Source organism: Nonomuraea sp. NPDC049646, assembly GCF_044465525.1.
GTDB lineage: Bacteria > Actinomycetota > Actinomycetes > Streptosporangiales > Streptosporangiaceae > Nonomuraea.
In genome coordinates this window covers 236,224-252,370 of record NZ_JBITLU010000005.1, presented here as the reverse complement: position 1 = coordinate 252,370, position 16,147 = coordinate 236,224, and the positions used below count along the sequence as shown (strand labels likewise).

Below are 16,147 nucleotides of genomic sequence, written 5' to 3'. Positions count from 1 at the left end.
CGACGAACTTCGATCTGAGCGTGAGTTGACCTAGGTGCCGCCAGGCCCCGTAGGCTCGGCGCCACAGGAGGCAGCGATGGAGAGCAAGAACCCCGTATTCGGCAGGGCGCGCCAGCAGCGCGCGGGTTGGGCCGGCCCGGCCCCGTCACCCGACACCCTGCGGAACATGTACGACGCCCCGTCGTACGCACCCCCGGCCCCGCCCGCCTACCGGGCGATGACCCTCGACGACGTCGTCGTCCGGGGCTTCCTCACCCTCGGAGCGCTCGTCGTGGCCGCCGCCGCGACGTGGGTGCTCGACGTCCCCCCGATGGTGGCCGTCGGCGCCGCTGTCGTGGCCCTCATCCTCGGCCTGATCGCCTCGTTCACCCAGAGCACCAACCCGGCGCTCATCCTGGGCTACGCGGTGTTCGAGGGAATCTTCCTCGGCAAGATCAGCCAGCTGTTCGAGGGCGCCATCAGCGGCATCGTCTTCCAGGCGGTGCTCGGCACGGCCTTCGCCTTCGGCGCGGTGCTGACCGTCTACTCGCTGCGGGTCGTCCGCGTCACGCCCAAGCTGGTCAAGTACGGCATGGCGGCCGCCATCGCGGTGGTCGGGCTGGTGCTGGTCAACCTGCTCGTCGGCATCTTCAACGGCGTCGGGCTCGGCCTGCGCACCGACAGCCCGCTCGGCTACGTCTTCAGCATCGTCATGATCCTGATCGGCTGCTTCTTCCTGCTCCTCGACTTCGACTCGATCGAGCAGGGCGTGCGTCAGGGCGTTCCGGAGAAGTTCGCCTGGCAGTGCGCGTTCGGTCTCATGCTGAGCCTGGTCTGGATCTACCTTGAGGTGCTCCGCCTCATCAGCTATTTCACCGGCGACGACTGATCGTTCATCTCCTGGGGGCCTCGCCGTAACCGGCGGGGCCCTCTCTTTGTGCGACCGGAAATCTACCTGCCGTCACAGAATGATGCCTGGCCGGGGGGTTGCCATTCGCAGCGCGGTGTTGCAGTGTCGAGCAAAGGACCTTAATCCGCGGAGGTGCCCATGTCCTTGAACCACTCACCGGAGACGCAGACGAAGCTCATCGCAAGGGTCCCCACGATAACGGGACGCGAACTCCCCGAGTGGTTCCAAGCCATCGACAACGGCCCATCCTTCCTGAGGTGCGACGAACGGGCCAACTGGCTCGCCGACGAGCACGGGCTGACCCACGGCTACGCCGCCGCGATCGTGCTGGAGCACGAGCGGCACCGCCGTACCCGAATGGGCTTGATGTAGAGCCCTTCCCCATCCCCGCGCCCGTGCTCCTGGTACGGGCGCGGCATCATGAACACATGGATCTGGACAAGGCGCTCGGCTTCATCGAGACCAACCACCACGCAGTCCTGCTCACCAGCCGTCGCGGAGGGCACCCGCAGATGTCGCCGGTGCTGGCGGGCGTGGCCGGCGGGCACATCGTCATCAGCACCCGCGAGACGGCGATGAAGGTGCACAACATCCGCCGGGATCCGCGCGTCTCGCTCTGCGTGCTGGCCGACGGCTTTTACGGCGAGTGGCTCCAGGTCGACGGCACGGCCGAGATCGTCTCCCTGCCGGAGGCGATGGACCAGCTCGTCGCCTACTACCGGGACATCTCCGGCGAACACCCCGACTGGGACGACTACCGCGAGGCCATGGTCAGGGACCGGCGCGTCATCGTCCGCGTCACCCCGCTCCAGGCCGGCCCCGACCGCCGGGGCTGACCCCCGGGACGCGAACGGCCCCGCACGGCCGGGAAGGCCGGGTGCGGGGCCGCCGAGCACGATCTAGGACAGGCGCTCCAGCACCATCGCCATGCCCTGGCCGCCGCCCACGCACATCGTCTCAAGGCCGAGGCTCTTGTCGTGGTGGCGCAGGCTGTTGATCAGCGTCGAGGTGATGCGCGCCCCGGTCATGCCGAACGGGTGCCCGACGGCGATGGCGCCGCCGTTGACGTTGAGCCGGTCGAGCTCGATCCCGAGATCCTGGTACGACGGGATCACCTGCGCCGCGAACGCCTCGTTGATCTCCACGAGGTCGATGTCCTCGATCGCCATCCCGGCCCGGGACAGCGCCTGCTTGGAGGCCTCCACCGGCCCGAGGCCCATGATCTCGGGCGAGAGCCCGCTGACGCCGGTGCTGACGATCCGGGCCAGCGGCGTGATGCCCAGCTCGGCCGCCTTGACGTCGCTCATGATGACCAGGGCCGCCGCGCCGTCGTTGAGCGGGCAGCAGTTGCCCGCGGTGACCGTGCCGTCGGGGCGGAAGACCGGCTTGAGCCCGGCCACCCCCTCGTACGTGGTGCCGGCCCGGGGGCCGTCGTCCTTGCTGACCACGGTGCCGTCGGGGAGCGTGACGGGGGTGATGTCCTTCTGCCAGAACCCGTCGGCCAGCGCCTTCTCGGCCAGGTTCTGGGAGCGCACGCCGAACTCGTCCTGCTCGCGGCGGCTGACGCCCTTGAGCTGGGCCAGGTTCTCGGCGGTCTGCCCCATGGCGATGTAGATGTCGGGGACGGCGCCGTCCTGGCGGGGGTCGTGCCAGGTGTGGCCGCCCTCGGCGAACTGCTTGGTGCGGGCCGTCGCGTCGAGGAAGAGCGGGTTGTGGGTGTCGGGCAGCGAGTCGGAGTTGCCCTTGGCGAAGCGGGAGACGGTCTCGACGCCGGCCGAGACGAACACGTCGCCCTCGCCCGCCTTGATCGCGTGGAAGGCCATCCGCGTGGTCTGCAGCGAGGAGGAGCAGTAGCGCGTGACCGTCGTGCCCGGCACGGTGTCGAGCCCGAGCAGCACCGCCACCACCCGGGCCATGTTGAAGCCCTGCTCGCCGCCCGGCAGGCCACAGCCGAGCATGATGTCGTCGATCGTGGTCGGGTCGAGCTGGGGCACCTTGGCCAGCGCCGCCTGGATCATCTGTACGGTCAGATCGTCGGGACGGATGTCCTTGAGCGACCCCTTGAAGGCTCGTCCGATCGGGGAACGCGCGGTTGCGACGATGACTGCCTCGGGCATGGCCCCTCCTTGTGTCCGGCGCTGATATTAGAACTATATTCCAGTCCTCCTCGCAAGCGCCCCGGGGGCCCGCGTCAGCCGTACATGCCGGGGGCGGTGGCGGTGTGGTCGTTGACGGCGTGCACGGCGCCCTTCTCGTCGCGCCACAGGCGCCAGCCGTCCTGGCTGCCGGTGAACCAGGGCGGCGGCGCGTTCATGGGGGAGACGCGGGTGCCGGTGCCCAGGTCGTACTCGCAGATGGCGGCCGTGGAGTAGAAGCCGGGGGCCTGGCCGCGCAGCGGCAGCGGCTTGGGGTCGGTGACGCAGAAGGACCAGCCCCGCTCCTCGCCCACCTGCGCGGGCTTGCCCGAGGCCAGGTCGAAGGCGCTGCCCTTGGCGTCGTGCTTGAGGAAGCCCAGTTTGTCCATGCGGTCGGGGAAGGCCAGCCACCAGCCCGAGCCGGGGACGTCGGAGGCGGTGATCTGGCCGACCACCCGGCCGGTCTCGGAGTCGAGCCTGGCGAAGCCGCCGTAGGCGCCCTGGCGGTCGACCGGGCGGACGACGGGCGCGTAGCCGGGGCTGCCGCTGGGATAGACGCGCACGACCGAGGGACGCATCCAGTTGACCGTGCCGTCGCTGATCCTGATGGAGAACAGCCCGAAGGTGGAGACCTTCTTCGTCTGGGGGTTGGTGTAGGGGGCGACGTAGCCGACCAGGTTGTCGCCGGTCGAGCCGAACGCCCACCCGCCCGACAGGTCGATGCCGGGCCCGAGCGCCTGCTCGATCGGCTGCTGCCACTGCAGCTTGCCGGTCTTGACGTCGTAGGACTCGATCATGGGGTTGGCGGCCAGGCGCAGCAGCAGGACCCGTTCCGGGTCGGACCACTCGACCTCGGAGATGCCGGGCAGCCGCCACATCACCCGGCCGGTCGCCGGGTCGAGCACGACCATCCGGGCGTGGGTCAGGGCGGTGTGCTCGGACACGCACAGGTAGGGGCCGCAGCGCTGGGGCCCGAACGTGGAGTGCATGGGCCTGGCCCACTTCTGCGCCCCGGAGCGGGCGTCGCGGGCGATGAGGGTGGCGTTCCAGCGGCCCTTCTTCGCCGGGTCGAGGGCCACGACCACCCCCTGGCCCTTGGCCGTCTCCACGACCGCGGGGGCGGAGACGCCCATGCCGGGCAGGCGGCCCGCCATGGTGGCCGGGTACGCCCACAGGCGCCGGCCGTCTTCGAGGCCGAGCGCCACGGTCTCCAGCGTGCCGTCGGGCTTCATGGAGGTGGTGGTGACCACACCGGCCGCGGACACGATCCGGCTGACCGCGTTGACCTGGGTGTTCTGCCAGGAGGGGAAGTTCGCCGTGGCGGCGTCGCTGCCGGAGCAGGCGGTCAGGGCGAGGGTCCCCGCGAGGGCCAGGGAAGGTTTCATGAGGGGCCGGAGCACAGGCAATTCACTCCAAAAGAGGACGAGGAGTGACGGCTAAGGCTCGGAGGGTGACCGGATCAGGCGTCGTCGAACCCCCGGCGCGCGGGGATCACGCGTCGGTGGGATCGTCGAGCCGCCCGCCGGGCGCGCTCACGCGTCGGTAGGCGTCTCGCCGAGCCGCCGGCGGAACAGCGTGGCCCACTTGCCGTGGAGCCCCGTCGCCCGCCCGTCGACCCGGGTCGCGGTGACCTCGGTGCCGGACTCCTCCGCGGCCGTTGCCGCCGCAAGGTAGATCGGTTGCAGTCCTTCGCCCCGCGCGGGCCGCGGCTCAGGCCACAGCCCCAACGCAGCGCACACCGACGGTAGCACCGCGTAAGCGGCCTGCGCGTAACCTCGGTCAGATGGATGGAAACGATCCGGTCCGAACATTTCTGTCGGATTTGTATCGAATTCCGGTCCCAGGACGTCGGCGAACGCCACCGTACGGCCGCCCGCGTCGACCACGGCGACGGTCTGGGCCGCCGCGAGCTGACGGCTCCACCGCCGGGTGACCCACCGCAGCGGCTGGGCGATGGGCCGCACCGTGCCCAGGTCGGGGCAGGTGCCGACGACCACCTCGACGCCCGCCTCGCGCAGCCGCCGCACCGCCTTGGCCAGATGGCGCACCGCCACGGCCGGCGGCGTCTGGGTGATGATGTCGTTGGCCCCCACGAAGATGACCGCCACGTCCGGGCGCATGGCGAGGGCGGCGTCCACCTGCTCGGGCAGCTCGGCGGAGGGGGCGCCCGACTTGCCCGCGACGAGCAGGTGCACCGGCCGCTCGGCCACCGCCGCCACGCCGTTGGCCAGCAGCACGGCGGGGGTGTGGCTGGGATCGGTCATGCCGAGGCCCACCGAGGTCGAATCGCCGAGCATGGCCATCTTGAGGGGGTTGCCGCGGAAATCGCCGTAGACGCCGTCGGAGGGCGGTCCGTCCAGACCGTGGGGGCGGCCGATGGCCTTACGTGCGAGCAGTCCCTCGGCGATCAGCAGGCCGTACGCCGTGGCTCCCAGAGCCGTGAGCCCGCCACCTCCGAGCGCCGCCGCCATCGCGATCCGCCTGGCCGCGCGTGCCATGCCTGCTGCCCAGACCACGTAGTGTCCTCCCGGTCGAACTCGGCGGTAGCGTTTGCTTGAAAACTAGCCGAGGGCCTGCCACCCCCACTGGATCTCGGCCTCGGGCAAGCTGATCAAGCTTCGGCAAAGAAGGTGAACACCTCGGTGCGCGTTTACGATTCCCTGGTCGATCTCATGGGGAACACTCCGCTCGTCCGCCTGCACAAGGTCACGGCGGGGATCTCCGCCCAGGTGCTGGCCAAGGTCGAATATTTCAATCCGGGCGGCTCGGTCAAGGACCGCATCGCGCTGCGCATGATCGAGGCCGCCGAGGCCTCGGGCGCGCTGCGGCCGGGCGGCGTCATCGTCGAGCCGACGTCCGGCAACACCGGAGTGGGCCTGGCCATCGTGGCCCAGCAGAAGGGCTACCGGTGCCTGTTCGTGGTGCCCGACAAGGTGGCCCAGGACAAGATCGCGGTGCTGCGCGCGTACGGGGCCGAGGTCGTGGTCTGCCCCACCGCCGTCTCGCCCGACCACCCGGAGTCCTACTACTCGGTCTCCGACCGGCTGGCCCGTGAGATCCCCAACGCCTGGAAGCCCGACCAGTACTCCAACGTCAACAACCCCGACTCCCACTACCACTCGACCGGTCCCGAGCTGTGGGAGCAGACCGACGGCCGCATCACGCACTTCGTGGCGGGCATCGGCACCGGCGGCACGATCAGCGGCACCGGCCGCTACCTCAGGGAGGTCTCCGACGGCCGGGTGAAGATCATCGGCGCCGACCCCGAGGGCTCGGTGTACTCCGGCGGCTCCGGTCGTCCCTACCTGGTCGAGGGCGTGGGCGAGGACATCTGGCCGGCCACCTACGACACCGGCATCTGCGACGAGATCATCGCGGTGTCCGACAAGGACTCCTTCAACATGACCCGCCGCCTGGCCCGCGAGGAGGGGCTGCTGGTCGGCGGCTCGTGCGGCATGGCCGTGGTGGCGGCGCTGCAGGTGGCGGCCAAGGCGGGCCCCGACGACGTGGTGGTCGTGCTGCTGCCCGACGGCGGCCGCGGCTACCTGTCGAAGATCTTCAACGACGACTGGATGGCCGACTACGGCTTCCTGACCACCAGCTCGGACGAGGGCCTGGTCGGCGACGTGCTGGCGCGCAAGGGGCCGGGCCTGCCGGAGTTCGTGCACGCCCACCCGCACGAGTCGGTCGGCACGGCCATCTCGATCATGCGCGAGTACTCGGTGTCCCAGCTCCCGGTCATGAAGGAGGAGCCGCCGGTCATGGCGGCCGAAGTGGTCGGCTCCATCGTCGAGCGCGACCTCCTGGAGGCCCTCTACCACGGCAGGCTCGCCTCCGACGACCCGATCTCCGACCACATGTCGGCGCCGCTACCCACGATCGGCAGCGGTGAACCCGTCGCGCGCGCGGTCGAGGCGCTGGAGAAGGCCGACGCGGCCGTCGTCCTGGAGGACGGCAAGCCCGCCGGGCTGCTGACCCGGCAGGACCTGCTCGCCTTCCTCGCCAACCACTGATCAGGGCTTCCTTATCGATTCGATCACGGTGCCGAGGCCCTCGTGCCCGCGTCCCTCGGCATCGGCGCGCTCGAACAGCTCCTTCAGCGCGTTCGGCACCGTGGTCTCCACACCGGCCTCGGCCAGCGCGTGCACGACGTGGCCGAGGCCCACGGCCTGCATGTGCAGCGAGTTCAGCTCGCCGGGGTAGGTCCCGGCGGCGAACTCCTCGGCCAGGATCCTCGCGAACCCCATCACGCCGTCGCCGCCGAGCTGGGTGAAGGTCTCCCGCACGTACGGCAGGAACTCCAGCGGGGAGACCCCGGCCGTGCTCAGCATCGCCATGGCGTGCATCTGGCTGGTCAGGCTCGACCAGAAGATCAGCAGCAGCGACTGGTAATACATCATCGCCAGGCCCTCGTCCGCGCCGACGTGGATGACGTCGCCGAGGGCGCTGAGCGTCGCCGTGTGCCGGTCGAGCACGTCCTTGGGGCCGCTGTAGAAGGCGTACGAGCCCGGCTGCCCGATGCCCGGGGGCGGGACCATGATCCCGGCGGTGATGAGCGTGCCGCCCCGTCCGGCCACCCACTGTGCCGCGGCGCGCAGCTCCTCCGGGGTGCCCGAGCTGAGGTTGACCAGCACCTTCCCGTCGAGCCCGGCCTCGCCGAGGCTGTCGTACATCGCCTGGTAGCCGATCTGGCTGAACACCAGCAGGTCGCCGTCCGCGGCCGAGGCCGCGCGCCGGGCTCCCCGGGCGACCAGCGGTTCGGTCTTGCCGGCCGTACGGTTCCACACGGCCACGTCGAAACCCGCGCCGAGGAACGTCTCGGCCATCTTCGACCCCATCGGGCCGAGTCCTGCAACTGTCACCTGAGTCATGACAGGGAGCCTGCGGCACCGCCCTACGGAAATCCTTATGACCGGCTACGGGTTAGTCTCTGCATGGTGCGATTCGGGGTGCTCGGCCCGCTGACCGTCCGGACGGACGGCGGCGAGGAGATCCACGTCGCCGAGCCCAAGGTGCGCGCGCTCCTCGCCGCCCTGCTGGCGGCCGGCGGCGGCCCGGTCTCCGCCGACCGGCTGATCGACGACCTGTGGGGCGACCGGCCCGGCCGCAACCCGCTCGGCACCCTCCAGGCCCGCGTCTCCCAGCTCCGCCGCGCGCTCGGCGACCCGGCCATGGTCGTCCACGGCCCGGCCGGCTACCGGCTGGCCGCCCACGACTGCGACGCCGTCCGGTTCCGCGCGCTCGTGGGCCGACGCGGCGCAGCCCCGCGTGAGCGCGCCCGCGAGCTCGACCAGGCGCTCGCCCTGTGGCGGGGCGCGGCCTACGCCGACTTCGCCGACGAGGGGTTCGCCCGTCCCGAGATCACCCTGCTGACCGAGCTGCGGCTGTCGGCCCTGGAGGAGCAGGCCGAGGTGCGCCTCGCGCTCGGCCACGACGTCGACCTCGCCGACCTGGTCGCCCGGCACCCCCTGCGCGAACGGCTGCGCGCCTCGCACATGAAGGCCCTGTACCGGGGCGGCCGGCAGAGCGAGGCGCTGGCCGGCTACGAGGAGCTGCGCGCCAGGCTGGCCGAGGAGCTGGGGCTCGACCCCTCGCCCGAGCTGGCCGCCCTGCACCGGGCCATCCTGCGCCACGACCCCTCGCTGGCCGCCCCGCCGCCCGCCGCCGACCCCGGGCCGCCGACCAACCTGCCCGCGCCGCTCACCCCGCTGGTCGGCCGGGACGCCGACCTCGCCGAGGTCGCCGCCCTGCTGGCGGACTCGCGGCTGGTGACCCTGACCGGGCCGGGCGGCGTGGGCAAGACCCGGCTCGCCCTCGCCGCCGCCCGCCGCCTGGCCTTCGGCGAGGCCGCCGAGCCGCGGCAGGGCGGGTTCGCCGACGGGGTGTGGCTGGTGGAGCTGGCCGGGGCCGGGGACGCCGACGTGGCCGAGGCGGTGGCGGCGGTGCTGGGCGTGCGCGACGACGACTCCGTGCCGCTGGCGTCCAGGCTGGCCGGGGTGCTGGCGGGCAGGAACGCGCTGCTGGTCCTGGACAACTGCGAGCACCTGGTCGAGCAGGTCGCCGGGCTCGTCTCGGCGCTGTTGCGGGCCGCGCCCGGCCTGCGCGTGCTGGCCACCAGCCAGGAGCCGCTGGGCGTCACCGGCGAACGGGTCCGCGTCGTCCACCCGCTGGCCGAGGCCGACGCCGTACGGCTCTTCGCGGCCCGCGCGGACGTCGAGCCCGGCCCCACCGTGGCCGTCATCTGCCGGCGGCTCGACGGCATCCCGCTGGCCCTGGAGCTGGCGGCGAGGCGGGTGCGGGCGCTCGGCGTACAGGAGCTGGCCGCCCGCCTGGACGACCGGTTCAGGCTGCTCAGCGCCGGGATGCGGGACGCCCCGGCCCGGCAGCGCACGCTGCGGGCCACCATCGACTGGAGCTGGGAGCTGCTGTCCGCCGAGGAACGCGCGGTGCTGCGGCGGCTGGCCGCGCACGCCGACGGCTGCACCCTGGAGGCCGCCGAGTCGGTCTGCGCCGAGCCCGGCGTGGACGTGCTCGACGTGCTGGCCAGGCTCGTGGACCGGTCGCTGGTCGCCGTGGCGCGAGGCCCCCTGGGAACCCGCTACCGGCTGCTGGAGTCGGTGACCGCCTACTGCCTCGAACGGCTGCGCGAGGCCGGCGAGCACGACCTGCTGCGGGAGCGGCACGCCCGCTACTACACCGACCTGGCCGCCCGCGCCGAGCTGCGCGGCCCGCGCCAGCACGAATGGCTGGACCGGCTGGACGCCGAGAGCGCCAACCTGCGGCTGGCCCTGTCCGGGCCGGAGCCGCTGCGCCTGGCCAACGCGCTCGCCTGGTACTGGATCCTGCGCGGCAGGCTGCGCGAGGCCCGCCGGTCGATCGAGGCGGCGCTGGCGGCGGGCGGCCAGGACGGCGCCGCCGCCCTGGCCTCGGTGTGGCTGGCCGGCATCGGGCTGCTGCTCGGCGAGCCCACCCCGCCGGTACGCCGGGCCGCCCTCGACCGGGCGGGAGCCGCGCTGGCCGACTGGTTCCTCAGCTACGTCCGCTGGGCGTACGGCGACCACGCGGCGCACCGGGACGCGGTGGGGCGGGCGCTGGCGGCGTACGAGGAGCTGGGGGACCGGTGGGGGGTGGCGGCGGCGCTGTGCCTGCGGGCCAAGCTCGCGGTGGGCCGCGGCGACCTCGCGGCGATGGAACGCGACGGCGAGCGCGGCCTGGCCCTCTTCCGCGAGCTGGGGGACGAATGGGGACAGGTCGAGGCCATGGACGTGCTCGACCGGCTGGCCGAGATCCGCGGCGACTACGAGCGGGCGGCCCGGCTGCGGCACGAGGCGCTGCGGCTGGCCGAGGGGCTGGGGTTCGACGTGTCGTTCAAGCTGGCCGCGCTCGGCCGGCTCGCGCTGCTCACGGGCGACTACGAGCGGTCCGACGACTACCACGGGCGGGCCAGGCGGCTGGCGGTGGCGCAGTCGTACCGGTCGGCGGAGGAGAACGCGCTGCTCGGCCTGGCCATGAGCGCCCGCAGGCAGGGGCGGTACGAGGAGGCGGAGTCGTACCTGCTGTCCGCGCTCGACTGGCTGCGGCAGGTGCGGGGGACGCCCGGCACGGCGTTCGTCATGGCCGAGTGGGGGTTCGTGGCCGAGCAGCGCGGCGACGCGGGGACGGCGCTGGCGCGCCAGCGCGAGGGCTACGCGAACGCCCGCGCGACGGGCGACCCGCGGGCCGTCGCGCTGGCCCTGGAGGGGCTGGCGGGCGCGCTGTCGATCGCGGGCGGCGAGCACCTGGCGGAGGCGGCGCGCGAGCTGGGACGGGCCGCGGCGCTCCGGCGGGAAGTCGGCGCGCCCCTTCCCGCGGGCGAACGCCATGACGTGGACCGGATCACCGCCCGCCTGCGCGCCGCCATGGGCGAGCCGGAGTTCGCCCGGTCCTTCGCCTCAGGGCAGCGGGAACTCGGCGATCACTTCCCAGGGGCCCTCGGGGGACGGGCCCGCGTAGAGCCTGCCGCCCAGCGCCTCCACCCGCTCGGCCATGCCGACCAGCCCGAACCCGCCGCCCAGCCGGGACACCCGCGGGTCTGAGGCGACCGAGCCGAAGTTCCGCACCCGCAGCACGACCACCCGCTCGTACCGCCGCAGATCGGCCTCCACCCACGCGGCCCGGGTGGCGTGCTTGCGCACGTTGGTGAGCGATTCCAGCAGGACCCGGTGCAGCGTCGTCATCACCTCGGGCGGCAGCGTCCGGTCGTCGATGCCCGACCCGATCTCGAAGGCCACCTTCGGCCCCTCGACCGAGAACCGCTCGGTCAGCAGCCGCAGGTCGGCCAGCGTCGTGCCGGGCCTGCGGTCGGCCTCGTCCTCGGTGCGCAGGACGGTGACCATGCGCCGCATCGAGGTCAGCGCCTCCGACCCGGCCGAGGCGATGGCGTCGAGCGCGGGCAGCACGGCCTCGGGCTTGTTCTCGGCGACCGTACGCGCGGCCTGGGCCTGGACGACGATGCCGGTGATGTGGTGGGCGACCAGGTCGTGCAGCTCCCTGGCCAGTTCGAGACGCTCGGCCCGGCGTACGGAGTGCACCGCCTCGGTCCGGCGCTCCTGCTGGAAGCGCAGGTAGCCGCCGATGCCCGCGGCCATCGACCACCCGGCGAACAGCAGGAACGCGAACGCCAGACCCGCCGTGGGGTAGTCGCGCCTGGCCGACTCGGCCATCAGCACGGCCAGCCCCGCCAGCGACAGCAGCGCCGCCCGACGTACCGGCTCCACGTGCCGCAGCACGCCGATGAGGAGGATCAGCAGCGACCCCGTCTCGGCCATGCCGGGCGCGCCCAGCGAGTCGACCGACCCGATGACCACCGACACGGCGAAGGACAGCCCCAGCAGCGCGCAGAAGCCCTCAAGCCGGTGGCGGCGGCGCAGGAGGACCGCCGCGATCCCGGCCGCGCCGCAGAACGGCACGAACCACTGCAGCCCCCCGGTGCTGACGGCGATGGCCAGGTCGAGCAGCAGCATCATGCCGAGCCAGCCGAGCATCGCGATCTCGCCCAGCCGCCGGACCCAGTACACGATGCCTTTCGAATCCCCCACGCCACGAGAGTAGGCCGGAAGTCGGACAACTCGTATCAACCGATCGGCCGACCCGGTCGCCGCCGGACCAGCCCTTCAGCGGAGGCGGCGGCGACGGCCCCTCGGCGATGCTGGAACACGTCGGAAGGGGGACAGGACATGGTTGTCATCGGGTTCGTTCTGCTGGGGTTGGGACTGGTCGTCACGGCGCTGCTCGCGCTGGCCGACCCCGTGCTGCTCTCGCGCATCAACGGTGAGGACGCGGAGGGCGCCAGCGGCCGCCACATCGACGTGGAGGTCGTACGGCTCAGCGCCCCGGCCGCCCCGGCCGCGGCGGCCCGCGAGCCCCGGGCGGCCTGAGCCTTCGAGAACGTGGCCCGCGCGGGCATGGCCGCGCGGGTCCGGGCGGGAGCCGTCGGGGGACGGGCCCCGCCACCGGCCCGCGATCCGCTGGGGAACGGATCGCGGGCCGCTTTCCGTTAACGTGGGGCCTATGACCAACGGTTTTGAGACCCTGGCGATCCACGCAGGTCAGGAGCCCGACCCGCTGACCGGCGCGGTCGTGCCGCCGATCTACGCCACGTCCACCTACAAGCAGGACGGCGTGGGCGGCCTGCGTTCGGGATATGAGTACAGCCGCTCGGCCAACCCCACGCGGACGGCGCTGGAAGAGGCGCTGGCCGCCGTGGAGGGCGGCGCGCGCGGGCTGGCGTTCGCCTCGGGCCTGGCCGCCGAGGACACCCTGCTGCGCACGGTGTGCCGGCCGCAGGATCACGTGATCATCCCCAACGACGCGTACGGGGGCACGTACCGGCTGTTCGCCAAGGTGAACGAGCGCTGGGGCCTGCACTACGACCCCGTCCCGCTGCACGACCTCGACGCGGTGGCGTCGGCCATGACGCAGAAGACGAAGATCGTGTGGGTCGAGACGCCCACCAACCCGCTGCTCGGCATCGCCGACATCGCCGCCCTGGCGCAGCTGGCCCACGAGAACGGCGCGCTGCTGGTCGTGGACAACACCTTCGCCTCGCCGTACCTGCAGCAGCCCCTGGCGCTCGGGGCCGACGTGGTCGTCCACTCCACCACCAAGTACGTCGGCGGCCACTCCGACGTGGTCGGCGGCGCGCTGATCGCCCGGGACAAGGGCCTCGGCGACGAGCTGACCTACCACCAGAACGCGATGGGCGCGGTGGCCGGCCCGTTCGACGCCTGGCTGACGCTGCGCGGGCTCAAGACCCTCGGCGTGCGCATGGACCGCCACTGCGACAACGCCGAACGCGTCGTCGACCTGCTGCTCGCGCACCCGCGCGTGACCCAGGTGCTCTACCCGGGCCTGGCCGAGCACTCCGGCCACGAGATCGCGGCCAAGCAGATGCGGCGCTTCGGCGGCATGGTGTCCTTCCGCGTCGCGGGCGGCGAGGCCGAGGCCGTGGAGGTGTGCAACCGGGCCAAGCTGTTCACGCTCGGCGAGTCGCTGGGCGGCGTCGAGTCGCTCATCGAGCACCCGGGCCGGATGACGCACGCCTCCGCGGCGGGCTCGCCCCTGGAGGTGCCGAGCGACCTGGTACGCCTGTCGGTCGGCATCGAGACGGTCGACGACCTGCTCGCCGACCTCACCCAGGCCCTCGGCTAAGGCGTCGGGACGACCATCAGGAAGAGGATCACGAGCCAGATCACGGCCAGCAGGCCGCTGATCGCGGCGACCCGGCCGGTCTGCACCTTCGCGTCGTCCTCCGCGTTCTCGCTCTCGAGCGCGCGGAGGGCGGTGCGCAGGTCGCGGTCGATGATGACCAGCAACACGATCGCCACGATGAACAGCGTCATCGACGCCGTCATGTACCACAGGCCGAGCACGCCGTTCCCGACGACGACGCCCAGGGCCACGCCGAACACCAGCACACCAAGGCTGGCCAGGCTGTAGATCCTCGTGGTGCGCTGGATGTTCCGCAGGACGGGCACGTTGTTGTTGCGGATGGCCCGCGGAGCCGCCATCGTCGCGGCGGTCAGCGGGCCGATCGTGAAGATGGCGAAGCCGATGTGCAGCCAGAGAAGCAGGGACATGCGCCTGAGACTAGTCCCCGACGATCTCGGTCGGCGGCTCGACACTCTCTTTAACCTGCGAGGAGCAACGCATGATGAGCTCCGTGGCCGCCACCGCTACGGCCATCAGGGTGATCAGCAGGATCGTGGCAATCATGGGCTCTCCTCCTTCCCCGTGTCCGACGTAAATATCGTCCGTAATGACTAGACGGACGTGCAACGGAATAAGTTCGCCACGGGTATGGTTGGTCACCGTCGCTTTTTTCTTACCTTCAGGGCACAAGGGGGTGCCGTCCGTGGCCATCAGGCATGTCGAGCCGTACACCGACGAGTGGCTGCAGCAGCCGGCGGGCTATGTGGAGCGCGTCGTCGACCTGCTCGGAGCCGAGGTGGCCGACTGGTGGGAGGGTCCCTGCGATCCGCGGCACGCCACCGTCAAGCTGACCGACGGCCACGCGCTGGTGTGGGACGAGGAGAGCGGCTGGCGGCTCGGCCGCTTCGTCTCCGGCGGGCCGGGCGCGCACACCGAGCTGACCGGCGTCCGCTACCTGGGCCACGGGCTGCTGCCCCGGCCGGAGCGCGTGCCGTCGGCGCTGGTGGACGCGCGGGCTGGAGTGGGGGCCAGCTCGGCCTGGCGGCCGTGTTACCGGTCGCACCGCAACTGCCGCGACGGGTTCGACGTGGCCCTCGACTTCTACGCCCGCCTGATCGAAGCCTGACAAGCCCTCAAGCAAGGGGCTTCCGCCCGAAGGGCCTCCGCCACTGTTTTCCCGGGGGAGCAGAGCTCCCCGTCGCCGGGGGTTGCCGCCCCGGGGCCCCGTCGGGTACGAGATGTCGCGACTCCGCACAGTGCGGCCTTCTCCCGCTTCCTGGACATCGTCCTGCCGAACCGGCCCTCTCCCGAACGGCCACCTCTTACCCTGAGCCGAGAAGGCAGCAGCCGGCCTCGGGAAGGGGACTCCCATGGGCTCCGCCGGTGACGGCCTGGCCCTGCTCGTGCCCTGCTCCAAGAGCCTGATCTCCCAGGTCGAGTCGTGCACATCGCCTCCGACCCATCGAAGAATCCACAGGTCACACCCATGAGCATCCGTACGACGCATCGCGCTCTGCTGAGCCGTCTGCTGCCCGACGACAAACCGGACGACCTTGCAGTACGTCAGGGGCAATTCCACATCGTGGTCATCGGCAAAGACCGCTTCGTGTGCCTGCCCCGCACCCGGGCAGCGGCCGCCCGGCTGCCCCAGCGGGCGGCCGCACTCCACGCACTCGCCAGCCTCGATCTCGGCTTCCGCACACCTGAGCCGCTGCTCCAGGGCGGCTCCCACGGCACCGACGAGCCACCGTTCCTGGTACTCAGCCGCATTCCTGGAGAACCGCTGGAGACCGACGCCCTCAACGATGCCCACGTGGTCGACACCGTGGCGGCGCAGTACGCCACGCTGCTGTCCGGCCTGGCCCGTGCCGGCACCGACGAGACCGTACGATCAATTCTCCCTCAGGCCCCAGAAGGCCAGTGGCGGCGGCTCGCGGAGAACGTGCGCGCGGAGCTGTTCCCGCTCATGTCCGACAGCGGACGCCTGCGGGCCGAACGGGAACTCACAGCACTCGACAGCCTTCCCCACCTCACCCGAGCAGTGGTGCATGGCGACCTCGGTGCCGAAAACGTCCTCTGGGAGTGGGCGCATGGCCTGCCGCACCTCTCCGGAGTGATCGACTGGGACGATGTCACACTCAGCGACCCGGCCGAGGACCTCGCAGCCATCGGCGCCAGCTACGGTCCTGAGCTCCTGGAGCGAGTGCTCGCCCTGGGCAGGTGGTCAAATCACCGACTCCTTACCCGCATCGCCGCGATCCGCGGCACATTCGCCCTGCAGCAAGCCCTCTACGCAATCCGCGACGGCGACGAAGAAGAACTCGCGGACGGCCTGGCCTGCTACCGCTGAGACACACCGACACATCCGCGTCATCGAGCACTTCACAGCAACAGCAACCCGGTGAACCTATGCGGTCACAGCACTGGAGAAGTC

The 16,147-nt window shown here is 71.8% G+C and carries 15 protein-coding genes and 1 pseudogene; 9 read left to right on the top strand and 7 right to left on the bottom strand.

The genetic code is table 11. The annotated features are described in order from the left end of the window. Positions 1 to 76 precede the first annotated feature (76 nt). The 3 genes from ACIBQ8_RS16750 (at position 77) to ACIBQ8_RS16740 (ending at position 1,725) form a co-directional block, all read left to right on the top strand. Positions 77 to 868, top strand: a complete 792-nt coding sequence (locus ACIBQ8_RS16750) for a Bax inhibitor-1/YccA family protein (RefSeq protein ID WP_397192338.1) — start codon at positions 77 to 79, stop codon at positions 866 to 868. A gap of 159 nt (positions 869 to 1,027) precedes the next feature. Further along, positions 1,028 to 1,261 carry a DUF4287 domain-containing protein gene (locus ACIBQ8_RS16745; protein ID WP_352323556.1) on the top strand — a complete coding sequence of 78 codons (234 nt, stop codon included), beginning with the start codon at positions 1,028 to 1,030 and terminating at the stop codon, positions 1,259 to 1,261. Between the two features lie 56 nt (positions 1,262 to 1,317). Continuing rightward, a complete protein-coding gene (locus ACIBQ8_RS16740; RefSeq protein WP_397176818.1) occupies positions 1,318 to 1,725 on the top strand; it encodes a PPOX class F420-dependent oxidoreductase in 408 nt (135 codons plus the stop codon). Between the two features lie 63 nt (positions 1,726 to 1,788). Here the strand turns inward: ACIBQ8_RS16740 and ACIBQ8_RS16735 are convergent, their stop codons facing one another. From ACIBQ8_RS16735 to ACIBQ8_RS16725, 3 genes are all read right to left on the bottom strand, one after another. Next, on the bottom strand, positions 1,789 to 3,006 hold the full coding sequence (locus tag ACIBQ8_RS16735; RefSeq protein ID WP_397176820.1) for an acetyl-CoA C-acetyltransferase: 1,218 nt from the start codon (positions 3,004 to 3,006) through the stop codon (positions 1,789 to 1,791). 74 nt (positions 3,007 to 3,080) lie between these two features. Next, the gene (locus ACIBQ8_RS16730) at positions 3,081 to 4,409 is read right to left on the bottom strand and encodes a PQQ-binding-like beta-propeller repeat protein (protein WP_397176822.1); all 1,329 of its coding nucleotides are present in this window, start codon (positions 4,407 to 4,409) and stop codon (positions 3,081 to 3,083) included. A 147-nt stretch (positions 4,410 to 4,556) separates the two neighbouring features. After that, positions 4,557 to 5,540, bottom strand: coding sequence for an SGNH/GDSL hydrolase family protein (locus ACIBQ8_RS16725; protein ID WP_397192337.1), 984 nt, complete (start codon positions 5,538 to 5,540; stop codon positions 4,557 to 4,559). 126 nt (positions 5,541 to 5,666) lie between these two features. On the opposite strand from ACIBQ8_RS16725, the gene ACIBQ8_RS16720 reads away from it, so the two are divergent. After that, entirely contained in the window at positions 5,667 to 7,037 is a 1,371-nt protein-coding gene (locus ACIBQ8_RS16720) for a cystathionine beta-synthase (RefSeq protein WP_352323551.1), read from the top strand. Here the strand turns inward: ACIBQ8_RS16720 and ACIBQ8_RS16715 are convergent, their stop codons facing one another. After that, positions 7,038 to 7,886 (bottom strand): NAD(P)-dependent oxidoreductase, encoded by an 849-nt coding sequence (locus tag ACIBQ8_RS16715; protein WP_397176826.1) that lies wholly within the window; start codon positions 7,884 to 7,886, stop codon positions 7,038 to 7,040. It lies immediately after the preceding gene. Between the two features lie 72 nt (positions 7,887 to 7,958). Here ACIBQ8_RS16715 and ACIBQ8_RS16710 point away from each other — a divergent pair, with 72 nt between their 5' ends. Next, positions 7,959 to 11,099, top strand: a complete 3,141-nt coding sequence (locus ACIBQ8_RS16710; RefSeq protein WP_397192336.1) for a BTAD domain-containing putative transcriptional regulator — start codon at positions 7,959 to 7,961, stop codon at positions 11,097 to 11,099. Positions 11,100 to 11,384: 285 nt separating this feature from the next. On the opposite strand, the pseudogene ACIBQ8_RS16705 reads toward ACIBQ8_RS16710, so the two are convergent. After that, positions 11,385 to 11,651, bottom strand: a pseudogene (locus tag ACIBQ8_RS16705) (histidine kinase); the annotation flags it as partial. Between the two features lie 588 nt (positions 11,652 to 12,239). Between ACIBQ8_RS16705 and ACIBQ8_RS16700 the strand changes: the two are divergent. Beyond that, entirely contained in the window at positions 12,240 to 12,440 is a 201-nt protein-coding gene (locus ACIBQ8_RS16700; protein ID WP_397192335.1) for a hypothetical protein, read from the top strand. Positions 12,441 to 12,573: 133 nt separating this feature from the next. Continuing rightward, positions 12,574 to 13,713, top strand: coding sequence for a cystathionine gamma-synthase (locus ACIBQ8_RS16695; RefSeq protein ID WP_397176831.1), 1,140 nt, complete (start codon positions 12,574 to 12,576; stop codon positions 13,711 to 13,713). On the opposite strand, the gene ACIBQ8_RS16690 is transcribed toward ACIBQ8_RS16695, so the two are convergent. After that, complete coding sequence (locus ACIBQ8_RS16690; RefSeq protein ID WP_397176833.1) at positions 13,710 to 14,141, bottom strand: DUF2269 family protein; 432 nt, start codon at positions 14,139 to 14,141, stop codon at positions 13,710 to 13,712. The genes ACIBQ8_RS16695 and ACIBQ8_RS16690 overlap by 4 nt on opposite strands. 10 nt (positions 14,142 to 14,151) lie before the next feature. Beyond that, positions 14,152 to 14,277, bottom strand: a complete 126-nt coding sequence (locus ACIBQ8_RS16685; RefSeq protein ID WP_352326121.1) for a hypothetical protein — start codon at positions 14,275 to 14,277, stop codon at positions 14,152 to 14,154. Positions 14,278 to 14,416: 139 nt separating this feature from the next. Here ACIBQ8_RS16685 and ACIBQ8_RS16680 point away from each other — a divergent pair, with 139 nt between their 5' ends. Together ACIBQ8_RS16680 and vph are read left to right on the top strand one after the other, a co-directional pair. Then, positions 14,417 to 14,839 carry a DUF6292 family protein gene (locus ACIBQ8_RS16680; RefSeq protein WP_358294493.1) on the top strand — a complete coding sequence of 141 codons (423 nt, stop codon included), beginning with the start codon at positions 14,417 to 14,419 and terminating at the stop codon, positions 14,837 to 14,839. A gap of 360 nt (positions 14,840 to 15,199) precedes the next feature. Next, positions 15,200 to 16,063: a viomycin phosphotransferase gene (vph, locus tag ACIBQ8_RS16675; protein ID WP_397192334.1), complete on the top strand. Its 864-nt coding sequence runs from the start codon at positions 15,200 to 15,202 to the stop codon at positions 16,061 to 16,063. The last annotated feature ends 84 nt before the right edge of the window (positions 16,064 to 16,147 follow it).

What these genes read in the sequence shown, in the direction of transcription:
- ACIBQ8_RS16750 (WP_397192338.1), top strand. Translation starts at nt 77, where the DNA reads ATGGAGAGCAAGAACCCCGTATTCGGCAGGGCGCGCCAGCAGCGCGCG.
- ACIBQ8_RS16745 (WP_352323556.1), top strand. Translation starts at nt 1,028, where the DNA reads ATGTCCTTGAACCACTCACCGGAGACGCAGACGAAGCTCATCGCAAGG.
- ACIBQ8_RS16740 (WP_397176818.1), top strand. Translation starts at nt 1,318, where the DNA reads ATGGATCTGGACAAGGCGCTCGGCTTCATCGAGACCAACCACCACGCA.
- ACIBQ8_RS16735 (WP_397176820.1), bottom strand. Translation starts at nt 3,006, where the DNA reads ATGCCCGAGGCAGTCATCGTCGCAACCGCGCGTTCCCCGATCGGACGA.
- ACIBQ8_RS16730 (WP_397176822.1), bottom strand. Translation starts at nt 4,409, where the DNA reads ATGAAACCTTCCCTGGCCCTCGCGGGGACCCTCGCCCTGACCGCCTGC.
- ACIBQ8_RS16710 (WP_397192336.1), top strand. Translation starts at nt 7,959, where the DNA reads ATGGTGCGATTCGGGGTGCTCGGCCCGCTGACCGTCCGGACGGACGGC.
- ACIBQ8_RS16700 (WP_397192335.1), top strand. Translation starts at nt 12,240, where the DNA reads ATGGTTGTCATCGGGTTCGTTCTGCTGGGGTTGGGACTGGTCGTCACG.
- ACIBQ8_RS16695 (WP_397176831.1), top strand. Translation starts at nt 12,574, where the DNA reads ATGACCAACGGTTTTGAGACCCTGGCGATCCACGCAGGTCAGGAGCCC.
- ACIBQ8_RS16690 (WP_397176833.1), bottom strand. Translation starts at nt 14,141, where the DNA reads ATGTCCCTGCTTCTCTGGCTGCACATCGGCTTCGCCATCTTCACGATC.
- ACIBQ8_RS16685 (WP_352326121.1), bottom strand. Translation starts at nt 14,277, where the DNA reads ATGATTGCCACGATCCTGCTGATCACCCTGATGGCCGTAGCGGTGGCG.
- vph (WP_397192334.1), top strand. Translation starts at nt 15,200, where the DNA reads ATGAGCATCCGTACGACGCATCGCGCTCTGCTGAGCCGTCTGCTGCCC.